Origin of the sequence: Bradyrhizobium agreste, from assembly GCF_016031625.1 — a bacterium.
In the GTDB taxonomy this organism is placed as follows: domain Bacteria; phylum Pseudomonadota; class Alphaproteobacteria; order Rhizobiales; family Xanthobacteraceae; genus Bradyrhizobium; species Bradyrhizobium agreste.
Window position 1 is genome coordinate 34,640 of record NZ_JACCHP010000038.1, and the last position, 22,282, is coordinate 56,921.

Sequence of the window (22,282 nt, forward strand, 5' to 3'; positions counted from 1 at the left end):
CAACATTCGTCATGCGCGGGCTTGCCGTCTTCGCTAGGCTTCGCCGGCCCGAAATCGAAAGCCCGGCGAAGCCTTTGGCGGAGCAGGGACCCGCGCATCCATCTTTTCAAGGACGATGGATTGCCGGGTCAAGCCCGGCAATGACGGTCCCCAAACAAATGCAATAACAAAGGGCTGACACTGGGGGTCCGAGTGGCTATATCACCCCCGCCCGGCACGTCCGGGCTTTCTGCGTTTGACTGGATTTGAGGCATGACGGGAACGACACGATCGAGCGGCGGGCTGGATGAGCGCCGCAAGCGGCTTCTGTTCCGCTGCTGGCACCGCGGCACGCGCGAGATGGACCTGATCCTCGGCCGCTTCGCCGATGCCGAGATTGGCAATCTCTCCGACGCCGAGCTCGGCGAGCTCGAGCGCCTGCTCGAGGTCAACGATCCCGATCTCTATGCCGCCATGACCGGCGACAAGGTGCTGCCGGCCGATGTCACCGGCGCGCTGTTTGCCCGCATCAAGGCGTTTCCGATCGCGGACGGCAACGCATGAAGCAGGGGATGAAATCGCCGGCCGAGCTGCTCGCGCCCGGCCGCGCGCTGACGCTTGCCAATGTCGCGGAAGGTGCCGAAGGCCTCGTCGTCTCCGATCTCGCCCGTGCCATCGCGGCGCGGCCGAAGAAGCCGGCGGTCAGCCTTGCCGTGGTCTGCCGCGATGGCGGGCGCATGCAGCAGCTCGAGCGCGGCTTGCGGTTCTTCGCGCCCGATCTGCCGGTCCTGACCTTTCCAGCCTGGGATTGCCAACCCTACGACCGCGTCTCGCCACATGGCGGAATTCTCGCGCAGCGCCTGACCACGCTGGCGCGGCTGGCCTCGCTCACCGGCAGCGACAAGCCGCTGATCGTGCTGACCACGGTGAACGCGGTGGTGCAGCGCGTGCCCGCGCGCGAGCTGGTCGCCGCGCAGGCGCTGTCGGTCGCGCCCGGCAATGTCGTGCCGATGGACACCGTCGTGGCCTGGCTCGAGCACAACGGCTACAACCGTTCCTCCACCGTGCGCGAGCCCGGCGAATATGCCGTGCGCGGCGGTATTCTGGATTTGTTTCCCGCCGGCCTCGAGCAGCCGGTGCGGTTCGATTTCTTCGGCGACAGCCTTGAATCGATCCGTTCCTTCGACGCCGAAACCCAGCGCACGCTGCTCGACATGCGTTCGCTCGATCTCGTGCCGGTCTCCGAATTCCAGCTCGTCACCGACACCATCCGCAGATTCCGCATGGGCTATGTCGCCGAGTTCGGCGCGCCAGAGCGTGACGATGCGCTGTACGAGGCCGTCAGCGAAGGCCGCCGCCATCCCGGCATGGAGCACTGGCTGCCGCTGTTCCAGGACCGGATGGACACGCTGTTCGATTACCTGCAAGGCGCTGCGATCGCGATCGAGCCGCAGGCCGAGGACGCCGTGCGCGAGCGCTTCAAGCAGATCCTCGATTATTACGAGGCGAGGCGCGAGGCGATGGAGCATCCCGGCGGCGGCGCGATCTACAAGCCGCTGCCGCCTGACCGACTGTATCTGACCGAGGAGGAATGGACCAAGCGCCTCGGCGAGATCCCGCTGGCGCGGTTGACGCCGTTTTCGGTACCGACCGACGGGACGAGCGTCCTCGATGCCGGCGCACGCAAGGGCCGGGATTTCGCGCCGGAGCGCAACGACAGCAATGTCAACGTGTTCGAATCCGTCGTCAGCCACGTCATGGCGCTGCAGGCGCAGCGCAAGAAGGTCGTGATCGCGCTGTGGACGGAGGGCTCGCGCGATCGCATGAATTCGATGCTGCGCGACCACAAGCTCGCCCACACCACCAGCGTCAACTCCTGGCGGACGGTGCAGGCGACGCCGCGCAACGAGACCATGCTCGCCGTGCTCGGCCTCGAAAGCGGTTTCGAGACCGACGAGATCGCCGTCATCAGCGAGCAGGACATCCTCGGCGACCGCCTGGTACGGCCGCGCAAGGCCAGCCGCAAGCTCGACAATTTCATCTCGGAGGTGACGAGCCTCACGGCCGGCGACATCGTCGTCCACGTCGATCACGGCATCGGTCGCTTCATCGGCTTGCAGACGCTGGACGTCGCCGGCGCACCGCATGACTGTCTCGAGCTGCATTATGCCGCCGAAACGAAACTGTTCCTGCCGGTCGAGAACATCGAGCTGCTGTCGCGCTACGGCTCGGACCAGACCAGTGTCGAGCTGGATCGCCTGGGAGGAAGCGGCTGGCAGACCCGAAAAGCAAAACTGAAGAACCGCATCCGCGAGATCGCGGGCGAGCTGATCAAGATCGCGGCCGAGCGCATGCTGCACGAGGCGCCGAAGCTGCCGGTGCAGCAGGGCCTCTATGACGAGTTCTGCGCGCGCTTCCCCTATGACGAGACCGAGGACCAGCTGGGCGCGATCGAGTCCACGCTGAAGGATCTCGAAAAGGGCCGCCCGATGGATCGCCTGATCTGCGGCGACGTCGGCTTCGGCAAGACCGAGGTGGCGCTGCGCGCCGCCTTCGCGGTTGCGCTCGACGGCAAGCAGGTCGCGGTCGTGGTGCCGACCACGCTGCTGGCGCGCCAGCACTACCGAACCTTCTCCGAGCGCTTCAAGGGTTTCCCCGTGAATGTCGCGCAGGCCTCGCGCCTGATCCCTACAAAGCAGCTCAACGAGGTCAAGAAGGGCATCGCCGACGGCTCGGTCGACATCGTCGTCGGCACGCATGCGCTGCTCGGCAAGACCATCAAGTTCCGTGACCTTGGCCTGCTCATCGTCGACGAGGAGCAGCATTTCGGCGTCAGCCACAAGGAGCGGCTGAAGGCGCTGCGCGCCGAGGTGCACGTGCTGACGCTGTCGGCGACGCCGATTCCGCGCACGCTGCAGCTTGCGCTCACCGGAGTCCGCGAGCTCTCGATCATCGCCTCGCCCCCGGTCGACCGCCTCGCGGTTCGCACCTTCGTCGCCCCGCACGATCCCTTGATGATCCGCGAGGCGCTGCTGCGCGAGCGCTATCGCGGTGGCCAGGCGTTCTACGTCGTGCCGCGCATCGACGACCTCGCCGAGGTCAAGGACTTCGTCGACAAGAACGTGCCCGAGATGAAGGTCGCGGTCGCGCACGGCCAGATGCCGCCTGCCGTGATCGAGGACATCATGACCGCGTTCTACGACGGCAAGTTCGACATCCTGTTGTCGACCACCATCGTCGAGTCTGGCCTCGACATCCCCAACGCCAACACGCTAATCGTGCACCGCGCCGACATGTTCGGCCTTGCCCAGCTCTATCAGCTCCGCGGCCGCGTCGGCCGCTCCAAGCTGCGGGCCTATGCGCTGTTCACGCTGCCGGCTCAGCAGAAGATCACGGTGCAGGCCGAGCGCCGGCTCACCGTGCTGCAATCGCTGGAGACGCTGGGCGCCGGCTTCCAGCTCGCCTCCCACGATCTCGACATCCGCGGCGCCGGCAATCTGCTCGGCGAGGAGCAGTCCGGCCATATCAAGGAGGTCGGCTTCGAGCTCTATCAATCGATGCTGGAGGAGGCGATCGTCAACCTCAAGGCCGGCGTCTCCGAGCCAGCCGCCGACCGCTGGTCGCCGTCGATCACCATCGGCATGCCCGTGCTGATTCCGGAGGACTATGTCAGCGACCTCTCGGTGCGGTTGTCGCTGTACCGGCGCCTCGCCGATCTCGACACCGAGGAGGAGATAGAGAATTTCGGCGCCGAGATGCGCGACCGCTTCGGCGTGCTGCCGGACGAGGTGCGCTATCTGTTCAAGGTCGCCGCGATCAAGGCGTTCTGCCGCAGGGCCAATGTCGAGAAGATCGACGCCGGCCCGAAGGGCGCCGTCATCGTCTTCCGCGACAATTCCTTCGCCTATCCCGACCGCCTCGTGAGCTTCATCCGCAGCTACGGCCAGGCCGCCAAGGTGCGGCCCGACATGAAGGTGGTGTTCCTGCAGGACTGGGAGACGCCGGAAGAGCGCCTCGCCGGCACGACCGAGATCATGCGGCAGCTGGCGCAGCTCGCCGAGAGCAAGAAGGCGGCGTAGGATTTATCGTGTCCCGGACAAGCGCAGCGAAGCGGAGCGCAGAGCCGGGACCCAGTTCTTCGAGGCATTGGTGGGCCCCGGTTCTGCAGCGCACCGCTCCCGGACGATGCTTCGCATCGCCTCGAGAGCGCTGTGCTGCGCCCGGGGCACGAGACCTTACGACGCCGCCCTCGACGCATCCGCCGACAGCCGCGCCAGCAAGGACCTGGCCGTATCAGACGGTGACAACGAGTCCACGCTGACCACGGGATCGCTGCGCATCTCGTGCTTGCCGTTCGAGGTGTGCCGCATCACCGCGGAGAGGCGGCGCGCGATCATGTGCGCGGTGCGGAAGTCGGTCTCGGCGAACACCACGATCACCGAGCCGTCCTTCTGCGCGGTGCCGAAATCCATCTGCCGCATCAGGCGGCTGAGGATGCGGGCGGCGTCGAGCTGGGCGCGGGGATTGTTGGGATCGAAGGCGAAGCGCGCGACCGAGAGGCCGCCGCCGCGCGCCAGCGTCTGCTCGACCGCCTTGGCGAAATCGCGGGCGAAGGCTTCCACCGTGAGCAGGCCGCTGCGCGGATCGAGCCAGCCGCCGGCATCGATCGAGCGCAGCGTGCGGCTCAGCTGCGCTTCCAGGGCGTGCTGGCGGATCAAGGGCAGCGCGTTGGCCGCGATCCTCGCCGGCTCGCCCGCGATCAGCTCGAGATTGGGCAGGTCGTAGCGCTGGGTGAGCTGGTGCGCGGTGACGACCACGGGCAGGCTGCGGAAGCGGGTGTCCTCGGCGAGCACGGTCAGAAACGCGTCGGTCACGCGCGCGGTAAAACCTTCGGCGAGCACGATGCCGTCGAGGTCGCGGGTGTTGAGGTGTTTTGCGGCGACCTCGATCGAGAGCGCGCCGACCACGCCGACGCGTTCGCCGAGCGCGACCGAGAGCGCGGGATAGGCCGCGCCGCGGCCGATCAGGAGCACGGTGGCGTCGCGTGCGGGATCGCCTTGCGGCAGCGCGACCTTCACTTCGGGCAACCGGCGCAGAACCGTTGCATGCAATGTCCGCACGCGCAGCGCGGCGCGGAGCCGCGCGATCAGCCGGTCCGGATTGCCACCGCGCGAGCAGAAGGGCAGGGCGTTGTGCGGCAGTGTGCCCGCCGCATCCAGGGTCACGAAGGGCAGGTAAGGCAATTGAGCGGCGATCTTCCGTGCGAGCGGCGCAATATACGGCTCGTGTCCGTCATGCATCAGGGCGAGAACCGCGGCCGGCTGCACCTCCTCGACCGCGCGCGTCGCGCTGGCCCAGTCGGTGTCGACGACCGGAAAGAGCCGGGCCTCGTCCAGCGCTGCCACGAAGGCGGGGCGTTCGGCATCGGACACAAACAGGATCGGGCCCGCCTGGGACATTCGACAAACTCTGATCGCGCAACAATTTGCTGCGCAATCTAGTTTGGCCGCCTTAATGCGGCGTCAACGGAGGTGGCAAAACTGCGCCTAGGCCGCCCCGGAGCGGTCACGAAAAGCCTCGACCATCAGGGGGTTAAGCCCGAGTTCGCTGAGCGCCTCGCGGGCGCGGGCATTGTCCTGGGCGCGCCCGGCGAGCCGGTGGCCGGAGAGGCGGTCGGGCAGCGCCGTGAGCAGGGCGCCCTGGCCGAGCCGGCGCGCCCATTCCTGCAGGTCGTTGGAGAGGAAGCGATAGCCGCCAACCGCCATGATGCCGGAGGGCGGCGCGGTGATGCAGATCGCCCCGCTTGGGCGGTCGAGCCGCGCGGCATAGCCGGTGTCGACATAATCGCGCGGCGGCTGCGCCGTCAGCGTCTCGCCGACCGGTTGCGGCGGGGCGTAAGCCGCGATCGGCACCATCGGGCCGCGCAGGCCGAGCGTACCCCTCGGCGTCAGCAGGATCTCGCCGGCGATGGAGGAGCCGGACTGCTCCCGCGGCGCGCCGTGCGGCCCCGGCATCACCGGCACCGGCATGCCGTCCTCGCCGCGCCGGGCGCCGAACAATCCGGCCTCGCCGAACAGATAGACGTCGGTCAGCGGCGCATGCGGCGCGATCCAGGCATCGCTCGCCGCGACCTGCTCGGGCGCGCGCCACAGGCCGACGACGTTGTGCAACGTGGGTAGCCGCGCCGCGAGGTCGGCATCGCTGAGCCGCAGCGCGAGCTGCGCCGGCGCGATCAGAACCTCGCATTCGTGCGCGTTGATCTGCTGTTCCAGCACATCGTTTTCGAACGGATGATGCAGCGCCAGCGTGCCGCCCGAGAGCAGCCACACCGCGAGCGAGGAGGCAAGCCCTGCGAACGACATCGGCGTGAACGCCGCCATCACCGTCGCGCCCTGCTTGATGTCGGCCTCGAGCGACATCGCAAGGCCACCCGCGATCAGGCTGAAATGTGGCCGCGGCACCGGCCGGAAGCCCTCCGCGGTGACATCGAAGGAGATCATGGCCGCCTTGCGGCCGTCCTGGATCACGGCGCGCGTGGTGCCGGGCGGGCGCGCCAGGACGTCGTCGAGCGAAGCCATGCCCTCGGGCAGGTCGCTTCCGAAGCCGTAGACGTGCCGGATCGAGAACGCCTCGGCTGCGGCGTGCATGGCAAGATCCGCATAGCTGACGCCGTCGACCGTGCTCATGGTGACGATGGCGCGCGCGGCGGTGCGGTTGAGCGCGGCGGTCAGTTCCGCATGGCGCCACAGCAGCGGCAGCACGGCGACGACGAGGCCAGCGCGATGGGCGGCGAGCACGGTCAGCACGTACTCGACCGTGTTGGGCAACTGGATTGCGATGACGGAGTTGGCCGGCAGGCCCGATTCGACGAAATGCGCCGACAGCGCCTCGATGGCGGTATCGGCCTCGGCATAGCTCATCCGCCGCGGCTGGTGCCCGGTGATGCGTGCCTTGTTGAGCGGATCGAGCAGGGCGGTCGCGTGCGGCTGCCGCATCAGCGTGCGCTGAAACAATGTGTCGAGCGTCGGCGATACTGCTGGCTGGTTCACGGCGTCACTTCGCTTGATGAGCTTGCGGCTGCCCCTTCGACCACCAAGTCTCCGGCAAATAGCCCGAGAGTGAGGTGGTCTTGGGCCGTTCTATCCGATTCCAGCGCGCGATCCATTGCTCCGAGACGTTAAACAGCGGGATTGTGTAGAAGCCCGCGATCAGGGCGCGGTCGAGCGCGCGCACCGCCGCAACGAAATCCGTATGTTCACGGGCCTCGAGCAGGGCGGCGATCATGGCATCGACGGCGGCATCCCTGGCGCCCATGTAGTTGCGGGTGCCCGGATTGTCGGCGGCCGCGCTGCCCCAATAGAAATACTGCTCGTTGCCGGGCGACAGCGACTGGTCCCAGCGGTTCTGGATCATGTCGAACTCGTAGGCGAGCCGGCGCTGGTCGAATTGCACGGGGTCGACCGAGCGCACGCTGGCCTCGATGCCGGCGCGTCTGAGGTCGCGCTGGAAGGCGAGCGCGATGCGCTCCTGGTCGCGCGTCGTCACCATGATCTCGAAGGTGAAGGGGGTCTTGGTCGCGCGATCGCGCAGCACGGTGCCGTCGAGATCGTAGCCGGCCTCCGACAGCAGCTTCAGCGCGGCGCGCAGCGTGGTCCGGTCGCGGCCTGATCCGTCGGTGACCGGCAGGCGGTAGCTGCCGTCCATGATGCCGGGCGGGATCTGTGCGGCGAAAGGTTTGAGCAGCTCGCGCTCGCGTGCATCCGAAGGCCTGCCATAGGCCGACAGCTCCGAGCCGGCGAAGTAGCCGGCCGCGCGCGAATAGAGCCCGAAGAAATAGTTGCGGTTGACCAGCTCGAAATCGAACAGCAGCGTCAGGGCCTGCCGCACGCGGATGTCGGCGAAGACCGGACGGCGGGTGTTGAACACCAGGAATTCGGAAGGTTGCGGCAGGCCCGGCTTGACGGTGTCGCGGATCACCTCGCCGCTTCGTGCGGCCGGAAAATCGTAGCCGTCGTGCCAGCGCAGCGGTTCGTGCTCGACGCGGAAATCGTAGAGGCCGCGCTTGAATGCCTCGAACTGGCCATTGGCCTCGCGAAAATAGTCGAGCCTGATCTCGTCGAAATTGTAGAGCCCGCGATTGATGGCGAGGTCGCGGCCCCAATAATCGGGATTGCGCGTGAGCGTCACGCTCGCGCCGGGCTTCACCGCGGTGATGCGATAGGGGCCCGAGCCAAGCGGCGCCGTCAGCGTCGTCTCCTCGAAGGTCGCGACGTCGATCGCGTGCTTCGGCATGATCGGCATCAGGCCGAGAATCAGCGGCAGCTCGCGGTCATTGGCGCCTGTCAGGTCAAACCGGACGGTGAGGGGATCGGGCGCTTCGGCCTTGGCGACCTTGCCGTAATACTGCCGGTGATTGGGGCGGCCATGGTCGCGCAGCAGCTGCCAGGAGAACAGCACGTCCTCGGCCGTGACCTGCTTGCCGTCGGAGAAGCGAGCGCGGGGATCGAGATGGAAGGTGACGAAGCTTCGCTGGTCATTGGTTTCGACGGTCCTGGCGAGCAGGCCGTAAAGCGTGAACGGCTCGTCCTGTCCGCGCGCCAGCAGGCTCTCGACCACGTAGTTGCGGACCGGCTGCACCGCCAATCCCCTCACGATGAAGGGATTGAGGCTGTCGAAGGTGCCGAGAATGCCCCAGGTCAGGCGGCCGCCCTTGGGGGCATCGGGGTTGGCGTAGGGCATGTGGCTGAAGTCGGCGGCCATCGCCGGCTTGCCGTGCATGGCGATCGCGTGAGCCTCCTCGGCCGCGGCGGCGCCGGCCGACTGCACCCCGGCAAGCGCAAGGGCAAGCGCACAGAGGCGGAGGCCGGGGCCCTCGAAGAGGCGCTGGAACATGAACATCGGCACACGTGATTCGAGGACCGGCGGGGTTCGAATCTTATCACAGGGAATTTGATGCGGCTTTCGCCCCAGACCGGCCAAAGACGCTTGTCGGCATTGATCTTTTCGTCGGCCACGTTAAGAAGGCACCCAATCGCGCAAGAGCGTCGAGCCCGTCACTTATCCGCCTCAATTGACGGGGAGAGAGCCGCGCCCAAGGCGGCCAGGTTCGGCGCTTCGGAGCGGTTCGGGCACTTCCCGTTCAGAAAGGGTTTTCCGCAATGAATTTCCGTTACTTGGCCGCGTCCGTCCGGCCGCGCGGGCGACTTCTCGCCCTGTTGACGGCGACGGCGTTGGCCGTTCCGTTTACCGCCGAGGCTCAGACCCCTGCACCGGCCCCCGGCGCACCGGCCGCGCCCAAGGCCGCCCCAGCCCCGAAGGCGACCCCCAAGGCGGCTCCGAAGGCTCCGGCGCCCGCAGCATCCCCGCAGGCCCAGCAGGCTCCGGCACAAGGCGCCCCGCAGCAGGGCGCAGCCCAGCCCGCCGATCAGCAGATCCAGCTGATCTACGCGCCCTGGACCAAGTTCTGCCTCAAGGGCCAGGACGCCAATGCCAAGCAGGTCTGCTTCACCGGCAAGGACGGTCGCATCGAGTCGGGCCAGCCGGTCATCGCGGCCGTGATCATCGAGCCGGAAGGCGAGCCGAAGAAGATCCTGCGCGTGACGCTGCCGCTCGGCATGCAGCTCGTGCACGGCACCCGCATCATCGTCGACAGCAACGCGCCGCTGCAGCAGCCCTATGTGATCTGCTTCCAGAACGGCTGCATGTCCGACTACGAGGCCACGCCCGAGCTCATCAACAACATGAAGAAGGGCCAGAATCTGGTTGTCCAGGCGATCAATGCCAACGGCGCACCGCTGACCCTGCCGCTGCCGCTCACCGGCGAATTCCAGAAGGCCTATGACGGTCCGCCGACCGATCCCAAGGTGTTCGAGGAGACCCAGAAGAAGCTGCAGGAAGAGCTGCAGAAGAAGGCCGAAGAGCAGCGCAAGAAGCTCGAGCAGCAGGGTGGCGCGCCCGGCGCGGCTCCGACCGGTCAGAAGTAATCGGGAGCAAATCCCGGACGTGAAAAAGGCGCTCGGTTCGAGCGCCTTTTTTGCTGGCCGCGATCGGCGACGATCAGTTCAGCGAGGGATTGCGCGGGCGATAGCCGCCGGCCTTGTCCTTGACGAAGATTTCGGCGACCTGCGAATGCCGGACCGGCTCGCCGGAATCGTCGGCCAACAGGTTCTGCTCCGAGACATAGGCGACGTATTCGGACTCCGCGTTCTCCGCGAGCAGGTGATAGAACGGCTGGTCCTTGTGGGGCCGCACCTCCTCGGGGATCGACAGCCACCATTCCTCGGTGTTGTTGAATTCCGGATCGATGTCGAAGATCACCCCCCGGAACGAGAAGATCCGGTGGCGAACGACCTGTCCGATCTGGAATTTGGCGGTCCGCGCTTTAATCATCCCCCGTCGATAGACCAGGATTGTGGCCGATGCTAGTGCCCTCAGCTGGAATTAACCTTCGTCTCCGGGGCGGATAGCCTCCAAGCCTTCAGAAAAAACTTCAGCAATGGCCGATATCCTCAATCTAGCGCTGCCTTATTTCGGCTTGATCTTCGTCGGTTTCGCCTGCGGCAAGCTCAAGTCTATCCCGGAATCGGGGCTCGCCTGGATGAACTTCTTCCTGCTCTACGTGTCGCTGCCGGCGCTGCTGTTTGCGATCATGTCGAAGACGCCGTTTTCGGAATTGAATAACCCGCCGTTCCTGGTGGCGACGACGCTGTCGACGGTCGCGGCGTTCACACTGGCGCTGGTGGTCGGCAAGCTATTCGGACGGCTGACGCTGCGCGAGGCGACGCTCGCGGGCCTCTCCGGCGGCTACGGCAATATCGGCTATATGGGCCCCGGCCTCGCGCTCGCGGTGCTCGGGCCGAAGGCGGCCGCGCCGACCGCGCTGATCTTCTGCTGCGACAGCATATTCCTGTTCACGATCGTGCCGCTCCTGATCGAGCTGTCCGACCGCGACCATCCCTCGCTCGTCCACGCTTTCGGCGTCGTGCTCAAGCAGATCGTGCTCAATCCCCTGATCATGTCGGCCTGCTTCGGCGCGGCGGTGGCGGCGCTGCATATCGAGCTGCCGGTCGCGCTCGACCGCACCATCACCTTCCTGCAGAACGCGGCCGCGCCGACCGCGCTGTTCGTGCTCGGCGTGACCGTGGCGCTGCGTCCGTTCGATCGCGTGCCGTGGGAGGTGCCGGGGGTGATCGCGGTGAAGCTGCTGATCCATCCGCTCACGGCATTCGCCCTGATGCTGGCGTTCGGCCCGTTCGCACAGCCCTGGGCCGCCACCGCCGTGCTGATGGCTTCGCTGCCGCCGGCGCTCAACGTGTTCGTCATCGCCCGTCAGAACGATGCCTGGATCGAGCCCGCCTCCGTCGCGGTGCTGCTTGGCACCTTCGCGTCGGTGGTCACGCTGAAGGTGCATGCCGACGGCGCGGACTGGCTGCAGCGGCAGGAAGTCGTTGAGCAGTGAGCGGTTGGCGATGTCGATCGCAAAGGTGCGGCTCAAGATGTCGGGCCGCCGGGCGCGATCGTAGCGCTTGAGCAATTCGTCCGCGCCGGGATCCTGTCCCGCGGCGATGGCCTCGCCCGCGAGCCGGGCAATGTCGGCGGCATCGCGCAGGCCGAGATTGAGGCCCTGGGCACCGATCGGCGGCACCACATGGGCGGCTTCGCCGACCAGCGCGATACGGTCGCGACCGAAGCATTTCGGACGCTCGATCGCGAGCGGGAACAGGTTGCGCCCCGGCTCCACATTCATCCGTCCCAGGATCGAATGCGACTGCTTCTCGATCGCGGCCGACAGTTCCTCGTCGCTCGAGCCGCGCAGCCGTTCGGCTTCCGTCGGCGCCGCGACCCAGACGATGCTGGAGCGGTCGCCGGGCAGCGGCACGAACACGCAAGGTCCGTGCGGCGTGTGGAACTCGGTCGAGACGTTGCGATGCGGCCGGGCATGGCCGACGTTGAAGGTCAGCGCGGTCTGGTTGAGCTCGCGCCTGACCACCTCGATGCCGGCAGCCTCGCGGCACAGCGAGTGCCGGCCGTCGGCACCGACCACGAGGCGGGCCGAGAGAAACTGTCCGGACACCGTGCGCAGGGCGACGTCGTCGGCTTCGAGGACGACGCTTTCGGCCTCGTCGTCGAAGCGGATGAGATTGGGCAGCTCGGCCGCGCGCGCTTCCAGCGCCAGCATCAGCGAGCGATTGTCGATGTTGTAGCCGAACGCATCGAGGCCGATTTCGTGACAGGAGAAGCGCACCTCCGGCGCACGAAACAGCCGGCCGGTGTCGTCGACGAGGCGCATGACTTCCAGCGCAGCCGCCTTGTCCCTGCAGCGCGACCAGACGTCGAGGCTTTCCAACAGATCGATGGAGGCGCCGAGCAATGCGGTGGTGCGATTGTCGGCATAGGGCACGCGGCGCGCCACCAGTGCGGTCCGGGCACCCGCCTGCGCCAATGCGATCGCCGCGGCAAGTCCGGCAGGTCCGCCGCCGATCACGGCCGCGTCATGGAGTGTCGATGCGTCTGTCATGGAACGACATTTGACACGCCGGGCGGCAAATTCAAGCCCACCTATATTTCCCTGATTTTATGGCGAATTGTGCGATCGTGCGCCGCAATGGCGGATGTGCAAACCGGTCGCATTCTGATAGCAGAAGCCATGGATATTCAGCAGGATTCCCTCAAGCCGAGAGCGGCGATGCGCGCCGCAGCCTTCTCGGTGCACATCTTCACCGCGTTCGGCGCGGCGATCGCGCTCCTGGCGATGTTGGAGGCCGTGCGCGAGCACTGGGCGGCGATGTTTCAATGGCTGGGCGTCGCCCTGATCATCGATGCGATCGATGGGCCGATCGCGCGCCGGCTCGACGTCAAGAACGTGCAGCCGAACTGGTCGGGCGACGTGCTCGATCTCGTGGTCGACTTCGTCACCTATGTCTTCGTGCCGGCCTATGCGATCGTCGCGAGCGGCATGCTGCTGCCGGTCGCGGCTCCCTTGCTGGGCATCGCCATCATCGTCACCAGCGCGTTGTATTTCGCCGATCAGCGCATGAAGGCCGACGACAATCATTTCCGCGGCTTCCCGGCGCTGTGGAATGCGGCCGCGTTCTATCTGTTCCTGCTGCATTGGCCGCCAGTGTGGGCGACGCTGCTCGTCGCCGCGCTGGTCGTGCTGACTTTCGTGCCGATCCATGTGCTGCACCCCGTCAGGGTCGTGCGGCTGCGCTGGCTGACGATGTCGCTGATCGCGATCTGGGCGCTGCTCGCCTTCTACACGCTGCAAATGGATTTTCGCGTCGGCACCGGGGTGACCGTCGTGCTCTGCGCCATCGCGCTCTGGATCAGCTTCAGCGACGCCTTGATACGATTGGTGCGATCCTTCGCATGACGCAGCTGCTCATCAGCCCCGAACGCGAGCCGACGGCTTGATCGGCCCGATCGGCATCGAGTTGACAAGGCGGGCGCGATGGCTTTCGCTCAGCCGCAAGAAGAGGAGGTCCGGTGATGACCAAAGCCATGCGTGTGCACAAGGTCGGAGGCCCCGAAGCCCTGGTCTATGAGAGCGTCGACGTGCCGGCGCCCGGGCCGGGCGAGGTGCGCATCCGCCAGCATGCGGTCGGCCTCAACTTCATCGACGTCTATTACCGCACCGGCCTCTACAAGGCGCCGGGACTGCCCTTCATCGCCGGTAACGAGGCCTCGGGCGAGGTTGTCGCGGTCGGGCCAGGCGTCACGAATTTTCATCCCGGCGACCGCGTCGCCTATTACCACAATCTCGGCGCCTATACCGGCGAGCGCAACATCCCCTGGGAGAAGCTGGTCAAGCTGCCCGATCACATCACCTACGAGCAGGGCGCCGTGCTGATGTTGAAGGGGCTGACGGTCTGGTATCTCCTGCACAAGACCTTCAAGGTCGAGCCGCATCATCGCGTGCTGGTCCACGCCGCGGCCGGCGGCATCGGCCTGCTCGCCTGCCAATGGGCGAGGGCGCTCGGCGCGCATGTCATCGGCACCGTCGGCTCGCGCGAGAAGGCCGAGCTTGCGGAGGCCAATGGCTGCGATCACGTCATCCTCTACAACGAGGAGGACTTTGTCGCGCGCGTCAAGCAGATCAGCCGCAACGAGGGCTGCGACGTCGTCTATGACGGCGTCGGCAAGGCGACGTTCCCGGGCTCGCTGTCCTGCCTGAAGCCGCGCGGCATGTTCGTCTCGTTCGGCAATGCCTCAGGACCGGTGCCGCCGTTCGCGATCGCCGAGCTCAACAATCACGGCTCGCTGTTCGCCACGCGGCCGAAGCTCAACGACTATATCGGCACGCGCAAGGAGCTACTGGAGGGCGCCGACACGCTGTTTGCCGCCGTCATCAACGGCAAGCTGCACGTGCCGATCAACCACGCCTACGCGCTCAAGGACGCCGCCAAGGCCCATATCGATCTCGAAAGCCGCAAGACCACCGGCGCTTCGATCTTGAAGCCGTAGCTCTGGTGTCCCGGAGAGCATCGCAGCGCTGAGCCGGGACCCAGATCCGGCACGCGCTGCGGTGAGATGGGCCCCGGCTCTGTAGCGCACCGCTCCCGGACGATGCTTCGCATCGCCTTGAGAGCGCTGCGCTGCGTCCGGGGCACGAGACTATCTTACGCCACGCGTCTTGCCGCGCCGGCCCTGGTCAGGATCGCATCGAGACATTCGATCATCTCGGCGATCTCGCTCCTCGTGACGTTCAGCGCCGGCATGAAGCGCAAGCTGTCGACCTGCGGGGCGTTCAGCAGCACGCCGGCCTCGAACGCCTGCGCGACGATGCCGGGTGCGATCGGCAGCTTGAGATCGAGCGCGAGCAACAGGCCGCGTCCGCGGACGCCGCCAAGCCCGTGCCGGGCCGAGACCTTCTGCAACTCGCTTTCGAGCAGCAGGCCGGTCTCGGTGACCGTCTTGAGGAAGTCGGGCTTCTTGACCTCCTCGAGCACGGCAAGGCCCGCCGCGCACATGATCGGGTTGCCGTTGAACGTGCCGCCCTGGTCGCCGTGCTCGAAGCATGAGACGCGTTCGGTCGCGAGCAGGGCGGCGAGCGGCACGCCGCCGCCGATGCCCTTGCCGAGCGTCATGATGTCGGGCGCGATGCCCGCATGCTCGTAGTGGAAGAGCTTTCCGGTCCGGCCCATGCCGGTCTGGATCTCGTCGAAGATGAGCAAGAGGCTATGCGTCTCGGTCAGCGCGCGCAGCTGCTGCAGGAACTGATCGGTCGCGGGCCACACGCCGGATTCACCCTGGATCGGCTCGAGCATCACGGCGACGGTGTTGGCGTTGATCAGCTGCTCGACCGAGGCGATGTCGTTGAGCTTGGCCTTCTTGAAGCCCGCGACCTTCGGCTCGAACAGCGGCGCGAACGCCTTCTTGCCCGAAGCCGACATCGTCGCCAGCGTCCGGCCGTGGAAGCCGCCTTCGAAGCTGATGATCTCGAACGCGCCGCCTTTGTGCAGGCTGCCATATTTGCGCGCGAGCTTAATCGCACCCTCGTTGGCTTCCGCGCCCGAATTGGCAAAGAACACCTGATCGAACGCGCTGTGCTCGACCAGCGCCTGCGCCAGCTTCAGGCTCGGCTCGTTGTAGAAGGCCGGGCTCGGCGTCAAGAGCCGCTTGGCTTGAGCTGCGAGCGCATCGGCGATCGCGGGCGGGGAGTGGCCGAGGCAGTTCACGGCCCAACCCTGCACGAAATCGAGATAGCGCTTGCGGCTGTCGTCCCAGAGGTAGGAGCCGGCGCCGCGGACGAACACGGTCTTCGGCCGTGCGGTGATGTCCATCAGCGCGTCATATGGATGCGTGGTCATGTCGTACTCCTCTGGAGGTCGGGTGGAAAAAGGGCGCAAAAAAGCAGAAAGGCCGCACCTTGCGAGTGCGGCCTTCTCGAAAACTTCAGCTGAATTCAGTGGTTCAGCGGCGTCCTCGGACATGGCGCACCCTCTCGTCGTCGCGGGAGCGACGGCGGAGCATTTCGGTGCGCTGGTTGGTCCGGGCGTTGATCATGGGGCGCGTCCGTACAGCCGAATAGCAGGACTTGTCAAGCAGGCATTTTGCGAGATGCTCGCCGAGCGTGCATCGGTCAGGTCGGGTACGCGGCTTCCTCGGCCTCTTCACAGCCCCAATCCGCGTCCGCGATCGCGGTGTCGATCAGCTCGCCGCGCAGCAGCTTGAACGGCGAATTCCAGTACAGCGCGATATTGTGGAAGGGATCGGTCAGCACCTTGAACACCCAGACGAGGCCCGTCGTGACGTCGCAGGTAACGAAGAGCTGCAGCATGCGCGCAAGTCCGCCGCCGATGCCGATCGCGAGCCAGAGCGCGCCGACATGCCGGATGAAATCGAGCCGAGAGTCCGGCGCCTCGAACAATCCGAACAGCGTCGGAAAGGCGAACAGCGCGAGCGGCGCGCTGCCCCAGACCAGCAGCAGCACGATCTTGCGGGCCTGGTTGTAGCCGACCTTGACCGCTTCCTTGTATTCGTTGCTGACGTCGTTGACGGCGTCGTAGCCGTTCGGCTCGAAGAAGAAATGCCCGGTCTGCCGCGTCAGCATCGCGAGCCAGCCGACGATGCCGGCGATGGCGGGGTCCTTGAACAGCAGGGCGTAGCAGCCGAGGAAGATGACGGCGCTGATCAGGTGCAGCGTCTGGTTCACGGTGCTCTGGTGGTAGAAGCGGTAATCGTCGAAGCGCTGCGTGCGCAGCATGTCCGAGAGGCGGCTCATCCTCGTTCCTCGCTCGCGTTGAAAACGCGGGCAGAGTTAGGCCGAGTCCGTGACCCCTGCGTGAATGCATTATAGTGTCACATTGCGGTGCGCAGGCAGTCTTGCGGTGCCGCGCCCTGCAGCAACCATCGGGACACTGGCGCGTTTGTGATCATGGGACGCAATTTGGTTCGAACCGGATTCATGGCGGTTCAGACCAAGCAAGACGGGACCAATCAGACCAGTTTTCAGCCTTGTCCGACACGCCTTACCCAATCGATCTCGACAGCATTCGCGGCGCATTTCCGCCGGGCATCGACGCGCCTCCGCTGCTGGTCGATTTCGCCGCCTGGCTCGAGGGGCGCCCCTGGGGCAGCGTCGGCTGCTTCTCGCTGCAGGGCCAGTTCTCGGACTCCGCGCCGATCGTCGACGGCAGTCCTTTGCGCGACCGGTTTTCGCTGTTCATGCGGCTGCCTGACGGCTCGGCCGTCGGCGGCTGGTATGGCGCGGGCCTCGACCGCGACAATCCGCCGATCGTCGGGCTGGGATCCGAGGGCGACTACGAGCTGCTGGCGCCGAGCCTCGACGCGCTGCTGACAAGGCTGACGTCGCAGCAATTCGACAGGGCCTGGAGCGATCTGAAGCCGCATCGCGAGATCGAGCCTCAGACCGGCGAACTCGCGCAATGGCTCGCTGCACAGCCCGTTGCCGACATGGCGACGTGTGACGATCGGGCCGCGGAGCTGCCCGACTTCCGCGGCTTCATGGAAAAATGGAGCCGGGACCGCGAGGACTATTGGGCCAACCATCGCATGATGGCCGAGCTCGGCTGGCGGCTCGCCGCCCATCTGCCCAAGGGCAAGAATGCCTGGGACAACACGCGTTTCGAGGTCGCGATCGTCGGCAAGCAGTACCAGGCGCGCGTGCTGACGCGCGGGCCGCAGCCGTTCGAGGAAGCTGCGTCGATCGAATCCCTGCTGCGCGAGCTGCGCGAAGAGATGCGCCGCGCGCAGCCCGAGCTCGGATTGTGGTACGCGATGAAATTCGGGCTCTATGCCGACGGCCGGATCATGCCGAGCTTTGAATACGATGTGCGCCCGACCATCGACGGCGAACCGGCGTTGCTCACCGAAGCGAAGGCCGATCTCGCCCGCGCCCCGCGCCCGGAGCGCTGGGTGCCGAAATGGCTGGCAGCGTCCTGAAGTCCGCGATGCTGCCGCCCAGCCGGCGCGCCAAAATCTTCTGCTGTCGTGCCATTTTGGTCTCGCCGGAAGCAGCACTTTCGGTCCCCTTGACTTAGAGTGCGCTCGAAGGGGTATCTGTACATGCGTCAATACGAGAACGGGCACACATGAAGATCGGCGATCTCGCAAAACGAACCGGCTTGTCGACTCACACGCTGCGCTACTATGAGCGGGTCGGGCTGCTGCCATACGCCAACCGGGATCGTTCCGGTCAGCGTGACTTCGACGCATCGATCCTCACATGGATCACATTCATTGGTCGGCTCAAGACCACGGGAATGCCGATCCGGGACATGTTGCGTTATGCGGCGCTTCGTGATGAAGGCGAAACCACCGGTCCAGCCCGGCGGCAGATGCTGGAGGTCCACCGAGAACAGGTGCGCACGCAGATTGCCGAACTCCAGGAATGCCTGCTCGTCCTTGATACCAAGATCGCCGGCTATGCCGGCGGCGAACAGAGGACGAAGGAAGATGACGCACGCCCAACCACAAGCCGAAAGCCGGTTCGATCGCGGCCAGCGGGCCCTGTCGCGCATTGACGGCAGAGCCGGCGAACAGGTCGTCGCCTCGCTGGCCGACATCGCTCCGGATTTCGCACGATACGTGATCGAGTTTGCCTTCGGCGACATCTACTGCCGCCCGGACCTCGGCCTGCGCGATCGGGAGATCGCAACGATCGCGGCGCTGACGGCGCTTGGAAATGCCGCGCCTCAGCTCAAGGTGCATATCGAGGCGGGCCTGAACGTCGGGCTGTCGCGCGAGGAGATCGTCGAGATCATCATGCAGATGGCCGTCTACGCGGGCTTCCCGGCGGCGGTGAACGGGCTGTTCGCGGCCAAGGAAGTGTTTACCGCGCGTGACGGCCGACAGGCGTCGTGAAGCTCAAAACCCGGCGACGCTGCCGTGCAGGTCGTACTGGTCCGCGCGTTCGATCTTGGCGGTGACGATCTCGCCGACCCGCAGCGGGCGGCGGCTCGTCAGATACACCGCGCCGTCGATCTCGGGCGCATCGGCCTTGGAGCGGCCCTTCGCCACGGTCGGACCGACCTCGTCGATGATGATCTGCTGGCGCGTGCCGATCTTGCGCTTCAGGCGCCGTGCCGAGATCTTCTGCTGCCGGGCCATCAGCGCGTTGTAGCGCTCCTGCTTGACCTCTTCCGGCACCGGGTTCTCGATCGCGTTCGAGGTGGCGCCGGCGACCGGCTCGTATTTGAAGCAGCCGACGCGGTCGATCTCGGCTTCATCGAGCCAGTCGAGCAGATAGGCGAAGTCGGAATCGGTCTCGCCGGGAAAGCCGACGATGAAGGTCGAGCGCAGAGCAAGATCAGGGCATTCCTCGCGCCAGCGCTTGATCCGCGCCAGCGTCTTGTCCTGCGCCGCCGGGCGCTTCATCGCCCTCAGCACCTCGGGGCTCGCATGCTGGAACGGGATGTCGAGATAGGGCAGCACCTTGCCCTCGCTCATCAGCGCGATGACGTCGTCGACGTGCGGGTAGGGATAGACATATTGCAGCCGGACCCAGGCCCCGAGCTCGCCGAGCTCGCGCGCGAGGTCGAGGAATTTTGCGCGGACCTGGCGGTCCTTCCAGGGGCTCTCGGCATATTTCAGATCGACGCCGTAGGCCGAAGTGTCCTGCGAGATCACCAGCAGCTCCTTGACGCCGGCCCCGACCAGGCGCTCGGCCTCGCGCAGCACGTCGTTGGCCGGGCGCGAGACGAGGTCGCCGCGCAGCTTCGGAATGATGCAGAAGGTGCAGCGGTTATTGCAGCCCTCGGAGATCTTCAGGTACGCGTAGTGGCGCGGCGTCAGCTTGATGCCCTGCGGCGGCACCAGGTCGAGATGCGGATTGTGCGCCGGCGGCAGCGCGCGGTGCACGGCGTCGAGCACGCTCTCGTATTGCTGCGGGCCGGTGATGGAGAGCACACCGGGATAGGCCTGCTCGATCGCTTCCGGTTCCGCGCCCATGCAACCCGTCACGATCACCTTGCCGTTCTCGGCCATGGCCTCGCCGATCGCCGAGAGCGATTCCTGCTTGGCGCTGTCGAGGAAACCGCAGGTGTTGACGATGACGATGTCGGCGCCGTCATGCTTGCGGGCGAGCTCGTAGCCCTCCGCGCGCAAGCGCGTGATGATGCGCTCGGAATCCACCAATGCCTTGGGACACCCGAGCGACACGAAGCTGACCTTGGGCGCAGCCGTCTGATCCATATCTGATTTGCCTGATTGACCGGTCTGAGCTAGTCCCAATTGCCCATAATTACAACCCTTTGCAGGGCGATCTGGCGTGCTATGGATGAATCACCTGCCGTGAGTGAGCCATGAGCGCCGAACAGTCGCCCAAAATCGTGATCGTCGATGAAAGCCCTGTCAGGGCCGCGATCCTGGAGGAGGGGTTGCGGGAGGCCGGGTTCACCCAGGTCGTCCACATCCGCGAGATGCAGAGCCTGCTCGCCCGTATTTATGCGGTGGACCCCGACATCATCCTGATCGATCTGGAAAACCCCAGCCGCGACGTGCTGGAGGCGATGTTCCAGGTCAGCCGCGCCGTGAAGCGGCCGATCGCCATGTTCGTCGACCAGAGCGATTCAGCCTCGATCCAGGCCTCGGTCGAGGCGGGGGTGTCGGCCTATATCGTCGACGGGCTGAAGAAGGAGCGCATCAAGCCGATCCTCGACCTCTGCGTGTCCCGCTTCAACGCCTTCGCAAAACTCCAGGAGGAGCTGGAGCGCACCAAGTCGCAGCTCGAGGACCGCAAGATCATCGAACGCGCCAAGGGCATCCTGATGAAGGTGAAGGGCCTGACCGAGGACGAGGCCTATGTGCTGCTGCGCTCCACCGCGATGCGCGAGAAGAAGAAAATCGGCGAGATCGCGCAGTCGATCATCACCGCGTCGGAGATGCTGAAATGACCGCCCCCCTTCGCATCGGGTTCATTCCGCTGGTCGATGCCGCCGCCCTGATCGTCGCGGTCGACAAGGGATTTGTCGCCAACGAGGGGCTCGAGGTCGAGCTGGTGCGCGAGGTCTCCTGGTCGAACGTGCGCGACAAGCTCAATATCGGCCTGTTCGACGCCGCGCATCTGCTCGCGCCCGTGGCGATCGCGTCCTCGCTCGGGCTCGGTCACGTCAAGGTGCCGATCGCCGCGCCCTTCAACCTCGGTATCAACGGCAACGCCATCACCGTGTCGCCGGCGCTCCATGCCGCGCTGATGGAGGAGATCGACGGCGACCGCTTCGACCCGATGGCGACGGCGAAAGCGCTGGCGAGGGTGGTCGCCAAGCGGCGCAAGGCGGGGGCCGAGCCGCTGACCTTCGGCATGACCTTCCCGTTCTCCACCCACAATTATCAATTGCGGTTCTGGATGGCCGCGGCCGGCGTCGATCCCGACGAGGACGTGCGCCTCGTGGTGCTGCCGCCGCCCTACATGGTCGACAGCCTCAAGAACGGACATGTCGATGCATTCTGCGTCGGCGCGCCCTGGAACTCGGTCGCGGTCGATCTCGGCATCGGCCAAATCCTGCATTTCGTCTCCGACATCCTGGACCGTGCGGCGGAGAAGGTGCTGGCGATCCGCCAGACCTGGGCCGACAAGAATCCGGATGTGGTCGCAGCCCTGGTGCGGGCAGCCGTGAAGGCCGCCGAGTTCATCGAGCATCCCGAGAACCGGACCGAGGCGGCGCAGATCCTGGCGCAACCGGAACGGATCGGCGTCGATGCCGAGGTCATCCAGCGCACCCTGACGGGGCGCCTGAAGATCTCGCCCGACGGCACCTTCCGCGAGAGCGGCCGCTACCTGCTGGTCGGACGCGAAGGGGCAGGGCGGCCCGATCCGGTCCAGGCCGCCTGGCTCTATGCGCAGATGGTGCGCTGGGGCCAGACGGCGCTCACCCCTGACGGCGTCAAGACGGCGATGGCGGTGTTCAGGCCCGATCTCTACGACGCGGCGCTCGGCAACAGCGCGCCGGCCGAAGCTCCCGCAGCGTTCGGCGCCTTTGCCGGCCCCGCGTTCGACCCCGCCGATATCAGCGGACATCTCGAGGCCTTCGCGGTCGGGCGCTGGAAGGCCTGATTCGCGATTGCTTTGTTTTTGAGCATGTCAGTTGGTTGGCTAATGTTTGAGCTGACTGCTCGAATTTCGGGAGAGTTCCCAGGCCGGCATGCTCTGGAATTCTCTATAACCCTCTGAATATTAGTGATTTTCTATTTCCGCCAAGCTGGCACGCAACTTGAATGTTGCATTGCGGCCAGCTTGTCATAGGTGCCTGCTGAGCCAAGTCCCGCAGCAACGAAGCTGATCGGACCGTGGGTAACGAAGCCGGCTCCTGAGCCAGCGTTCAGTTCCTCGCGGGTCGCGCCA

General features: G+C 65.9%; 18 protein-coding genes and 1 pseudogene. 11 read left to right on the forward strand and 8 right to left on the reverse strand.

Annotation, left to right across the window (positions count from 1 at the left end; all coding sequences use genetic code 11):
* The first annotated feature begins 252 nt into the window (after window positions 1–252).
* Window positions 253–543 carry an FAD assembly factor SdhE gene (locus HZZ13_RS34990; RefSeq protein WP_197963978.1) on the forward strand — a complete coding sequence of 97 codons (291 nt, stop codon included), beginning with the start codon at window positions 253–255 and terminating at the stop codon, window positions 541–543.
* Window positions 540–4,058: a transcription-repair coupling factor gene (gene mfd / locus HZZ13_RS34995; protein WP_197963979.1), complete on the forward strand. Its 3,519-nt coding sequence runs from the start codon at window positions 540–542 to the stop codon at window positions 4,056–4,058. The genes HZZ13_RS34990 and mfd overlap by 4 nt, the downstream gene beginning before the upstream one ends.
* A 156-nt stretch (window positions 4,059–4,214) precedes the next feature.
* On the opposite strand, the gene HZZ13_RS35000 is transcribed toward mfd, so the two are convergent.
* The 3 genes from HZZ13_RS35000 to HZZ13_RS35010 all read right to left on the reverse strand — a co-directional run bounded on the left by HZZ13_RS35000 (window position 4,215) and on the right by HZZ13_RS35010 (window position 8,877).
* Complete coding sequence (locus tag HZZ13_RS35000; protein WP_197963980.1) at window positions 4,215–5,438, reverse strand: GGDEF domain-containing protein; 1,224 nt, start codon at window positions 5,436–5,438, stop codon at window positions 4,215–4,217.
* Window positions 5,439–5,525: 87 nt separating this feature from the next.
* Window positions 5,526–7,028: a class I adenylate-forming enzyme family protein gene (locus tag HZZ13_RS35005; protein WP_197963981.1), complete on the reverse strand. Its 1,503-nt coding sequence runs from the start codon at window positions 7,026–7,028 to the stop codon at window positions 5,526–5,528.
* A 4-nt stretch (window positions 7,029–7,032) separates the two neighbouring features.
* Window positions 7,033–8,877 (reverse strand): extracellular solute-binding protein, encoded by a 1,845-nt coding sequence (locus HZZ13_RS35010; RefSeq protein ID WP_197964005.1) that lies wholly within the window; start codon window positions 8,875–8,877, stop codon window positions 7,033–7,035.
* A 260-nt stretch (window positions 8,878–9,137) separates the two neighbouring features.
* Between HZZ13_RS35010 and HZZ13_RS35015 the strand changes: the two genes are divergently transcribed.
* Window positions 9,138–9,962 (forward strand): invasion associated locus B family protein, encoded by an 825-nt coding sequence (locus HZZ13_RS35015; RefSeq protein ID WP_197963982.1) that lies wholly within the window; start codon window positions 9,138–9,140, stop codon window positions 9,960–9,962.
* Between the two features lie 73 nt (window positions 9,963–10,035).
* On the opposite strand, the gene hspQ is transcribed toward HZZ13_RS35015, so the two are convergent.
* Window positions 10,036–10,368 carry a heat shock protein HspQ gene (hspQ, locus tag HZZ13_RS35020; protein WP_197963983.1) on the reverse strand — a complete coding sequence of 111 codons (333 nt, stop codon included), beginning with the start codon at window positions 10,366–10,368 and terminating at the stop codon, window positions 10,036–10,038.
* A gap of 106 nt (window positions 10,369–10,474) precedes the next feature.
* On the opposite strand from hspQ, the gene HZZ13_RS35025 reads away from it, so the two are divergent.
* Window positions 10,475–11,437, forward strand: a complete 963-nt coding sequence (locus HZZ13_RS35025; RefSeq protein WP_197963984.1) for an AEC family transporter — start codon at window positions 10,475–10,477, stop codon at window positions 11,435–11,437.
* On the opposite strand, the pseudogene HZZ13_RS35030 reads toward HZZ13_RS35025, so the two are convergent.
* Window positions 11,381–12,496 (reverse strand): annotated as a pseudogene (locus HZZ13_RS35030) (UbiH/UbiF family hydroxylase); the annotation flags it as partial. The gene HZZ13_RS35025 and the pseudogene HZZ13_RS35030 sit on opposite strands and share 57 nt — an antisense overlap.
* Before the next feature lie 87 nt (window positions 12,497–12,583).
* Here HZZ13_RS35030 and pcsA point away from each other — a divergent pair.
* Entirely contained in the window at window positions 12,584–13,351 is a 768-nt protein-coding gene (pcsA, locus tag HZZ13_RS35035; RefSeq protein WP_197964006.1) for a phosphatidylcholine synthase, read from the forward strand.
* 116 nt (window positions 13,352–13,467) lie between these two features.
* Complete coding sequence (locus HZZ13_RS35040) at window positions 13,468–14,442, forward strand: quinone oxidoreductase family protein (RefSeq protein ID WP_197963985.1); 975 nt, start codon at window positions 13,468–13,470, stop codon at window positions 14,440–14,442.
* A 155-nt stretch (window positions 14,443–14,597) separates the two neighbouring features.
* Here the strand turns inward: HZZ13_RS35040 and HZZ13_RS35045 are convergent, their stop codons facing one another.
* Window positions 14,598–15,788, reverse strand: a complete 1,191-nt coding sequence (locus tag HZZ13_RS35045; RefSeq protein WP_197963986.1) for an acetylornithine transaminase — start codon at window positions 15,786–15,788, stop codon at window positions 14,598–14,600.
* Window positions 15,789–16,060: 272 nt separating this feature from the next.
* On the reverse strand, window positions 16,061–16,702 hold the full coding sequence (locus tag HZZ13_RS35050) for a hypothetical protein (RefSeq protein ID WP_197963987.1): 642 nt from the start codon (window positions 16,700–16,702) through the stop codon (window positions 16,061–16,063).
* Window positions 16,703–16,935: 233 nt separating this feature from the next.
* Here HZZ13_RS35050 and HZZ13_RS35055 point away from each other — a divergent pair, with 233 nt between their 5' ends.
* The 3 genes from HZZ13_RS35055 to HZZ13_RS35065 all read left to right on the forward strand — a co-directional run bounded on the left by HZZ13_RS35055 (window position 16,936) and on the right by HZZ13_RS35065 (window position 18,804).
* A complete protein-coding gene (locus HZZ13_RS35055; protein ID WP_197963988.1) occupies window positions 16,936–17,883 on the forward strand; it encodes a hypothetical protein in 948 nt (315 codons plus the stop codon).
* A gap of 149 nt (window positions 17,884–18,032) precedes the next feature.
* Window positions 18,033–18,464: a MerR family transcriptional regulator gene (locus tag HZZ13_RS35060; protein WP_197963989.1), complete on the forward strand. Its 432-nt coding sequence runs from the start codon at window positions 18,033–18,035 to the stop codon at window positions 18,462–18,464.
* A complete protein-coding gene (locus HZZ13_RS35065; protein WP_197964007.1) occupies window positions 18,397–18,804 on the forward strand; it encodes a carboxymuconolactone decarboxylase family protein in 408 nt (135 codons plus the stop codon). Before HZZ13_RS35060 ends, HZZ13_RS35065 begins: the two co-directional genes overlap by 68 nt.
* A 3-nt stretch (window positions 18,805–18,807) precedes the next feature.
* Here the strand turns inward: HZZ13_RS35065 and rimO are convergent, their stop codons facing one another.
* The gene (gene rimO / locus HZZ13_RS35070) at window positions 18,808–20,133 is read right to left on the reverse strand and encodes a 30S ribosomal protein S12 methylthiotransferase RimO (RefSeq protein ID WP_197963990.1); all 1,326 of its coding nucleotides are present in this window, start codon (window positions 20,131–20,133) and stop codon (window positions 18,808–18,810) included.
* A 110-nt stretch (window positions 20,134–20,243) separates the two neighbouring features.
* On the opposite strand from rimO, the gene HZZ13_RS35075 reads away from it, so the two are divergent.
* Together HZZ13_RS35075 and HZZ13_RS35080 are read left to right on the forward strand one after the other, a co-directional pair.
* Window positions 20,244–20,834 carry an ANTAR domain-containing response regulator gene (locus HZZ13_RS35075; protein WP_197963991.1) on the forward strand — a complete coding sequence of 197 codons (591 nt, stop codon included), beginning with the start codon at window positions 20,244–20,246 and terminating at the stop codon, window positions 20,832–20,834.
* The gene (locus HZZ13_RS35080) at window positions 20,831–21,994 is read left to right on the forward strand and encodes a CmpA/NrtA family ABC transporter substrate-binding protein (RefSeq protein ID WP_197963992.1); all 1,164 of its coding nucleotides are present in this window, start codon (window positions 20,831–20,833) and stop codon (window positions 21,992–21,994) included. Before HZZ13_RS35075 ends, HZZ13_RS35080 begins: the two co-directional genes overlap by 4 nt.
* The last annotated feature ends 288 nt before the right edge of the window (window positions 21,995–22,282 follow it).

Bases quoted from the DNA above. Each gene is read 5' to 3' on its own strand.
- mfd (WP_197963979.1), top strand. From the start codon at position 540: ATGAAGCAGGGGATGAAATCGCCGGCCGAGCTGCTCGCGCCCGGCCGC.
- HZZ13_RS35015 (WP_197963982.1), top strand. From the start codon at position 9,138: ATGAATTTCCGTTACTTGGCCGCGTCCGTCCGGCCGCGCGGGCGACTT.
- HZZ13_RS34990 (WP_197963978.1), top strand. From the start codon at position 253: ATGACGGGAACGACACGATCGAGCGGCGGGCTGGATGAGCGCCGCAAG.
- HZZ13_RS35050 (WP_197963987.1), bottom strand. From the start codon at position 16,702: ATGAGCCGCCTCTCGGACATGCTGCGCACGCAGCGCTTCGACGATTAC.
- hspQ (WP_197963983.1), bottom strand. From the start codon at position 10,368: ATGATTAAAGCGCGGACCGCCAAATTCCAGATCGGACAGGTCGTTCGC.
- HZZ13_RS35045 (WP_197963986.1), bottom strand. From the start codon at position 15,788: ATGACCACGCATCCATATGACGCGCTGATGGACATCACCGCACGGCCG.
- HZZ13_RS35000 (WP_197963980.1), bottom strand. From the start codon at position 5,438: ATGTCCCAGGCGGGCCCGATCCTGTTTGTGTCCGATGCCGAACGCCCC.
- pcsA (WP_197964006.1), top strand. From the start codon at position 12,584: ATGGCGGATGTGCAAACCGGTCGCATTCTGATAGCAGAAGCCATGGAT.
- rimO (WP_197963990.1), bottom strand. From the start codon at position 20,133: ATGGATCAGACGGCTGCGCCCAAGGTCAGCTTCGTGTCGCTCGGGTGT.
- HZZ13_RS35065 (WP_197964007.1), top strand. From the start codon at position 18,397: ATGACGCACGCCCAACCACAAGCCGAAAGCCGGTTCGATCGCGGCCAG.
- HZZ13_RS35040 (WP_197963985.1), top strand. From the start codon at position 13,468: ATGACCAAAGCCATGCGTGTGCACAAGGTCGGAGGCCCCGAAGCCCTG.
- HZZ13_RS35010 (WP_197964005.1), bottom strand. From the start codon at position 8,877: ATGTTCATGTTCCAGCGCCTCTTCGAGGGCCCCGGCCTCCGCCTCTGT.
- HZZ13_RS35025 (WP_197963984.1), top strand. From the start codon at position 10,475: ATGGCCGATATCCTCAATCTAGCGCTGCCTTATTTCGGCTTGATCTTC.
- HZZ13_RS35075 (WP_197963991.1), top strand. From the start codon at position 20,244: ATGAGCGCCGAACAGTCGCCCAAAATCGTGATCGTCGATGAAAGCCCT.
- HZZ13_RS35060 (WP_197963989.1), top strand. From the start codon at position 18,033: ATGAAGATCGGCGATCTCGCAAAACGAACCGGCTTGTCGACTCACACG.
- HZZ13_RS35080 (WP_197963992.1), top strand. From the start codon at position 20,831: ATGACCGCCCCCCTTCGCATCGGGTTCATTCCGCTGGTCGATGCCGCC.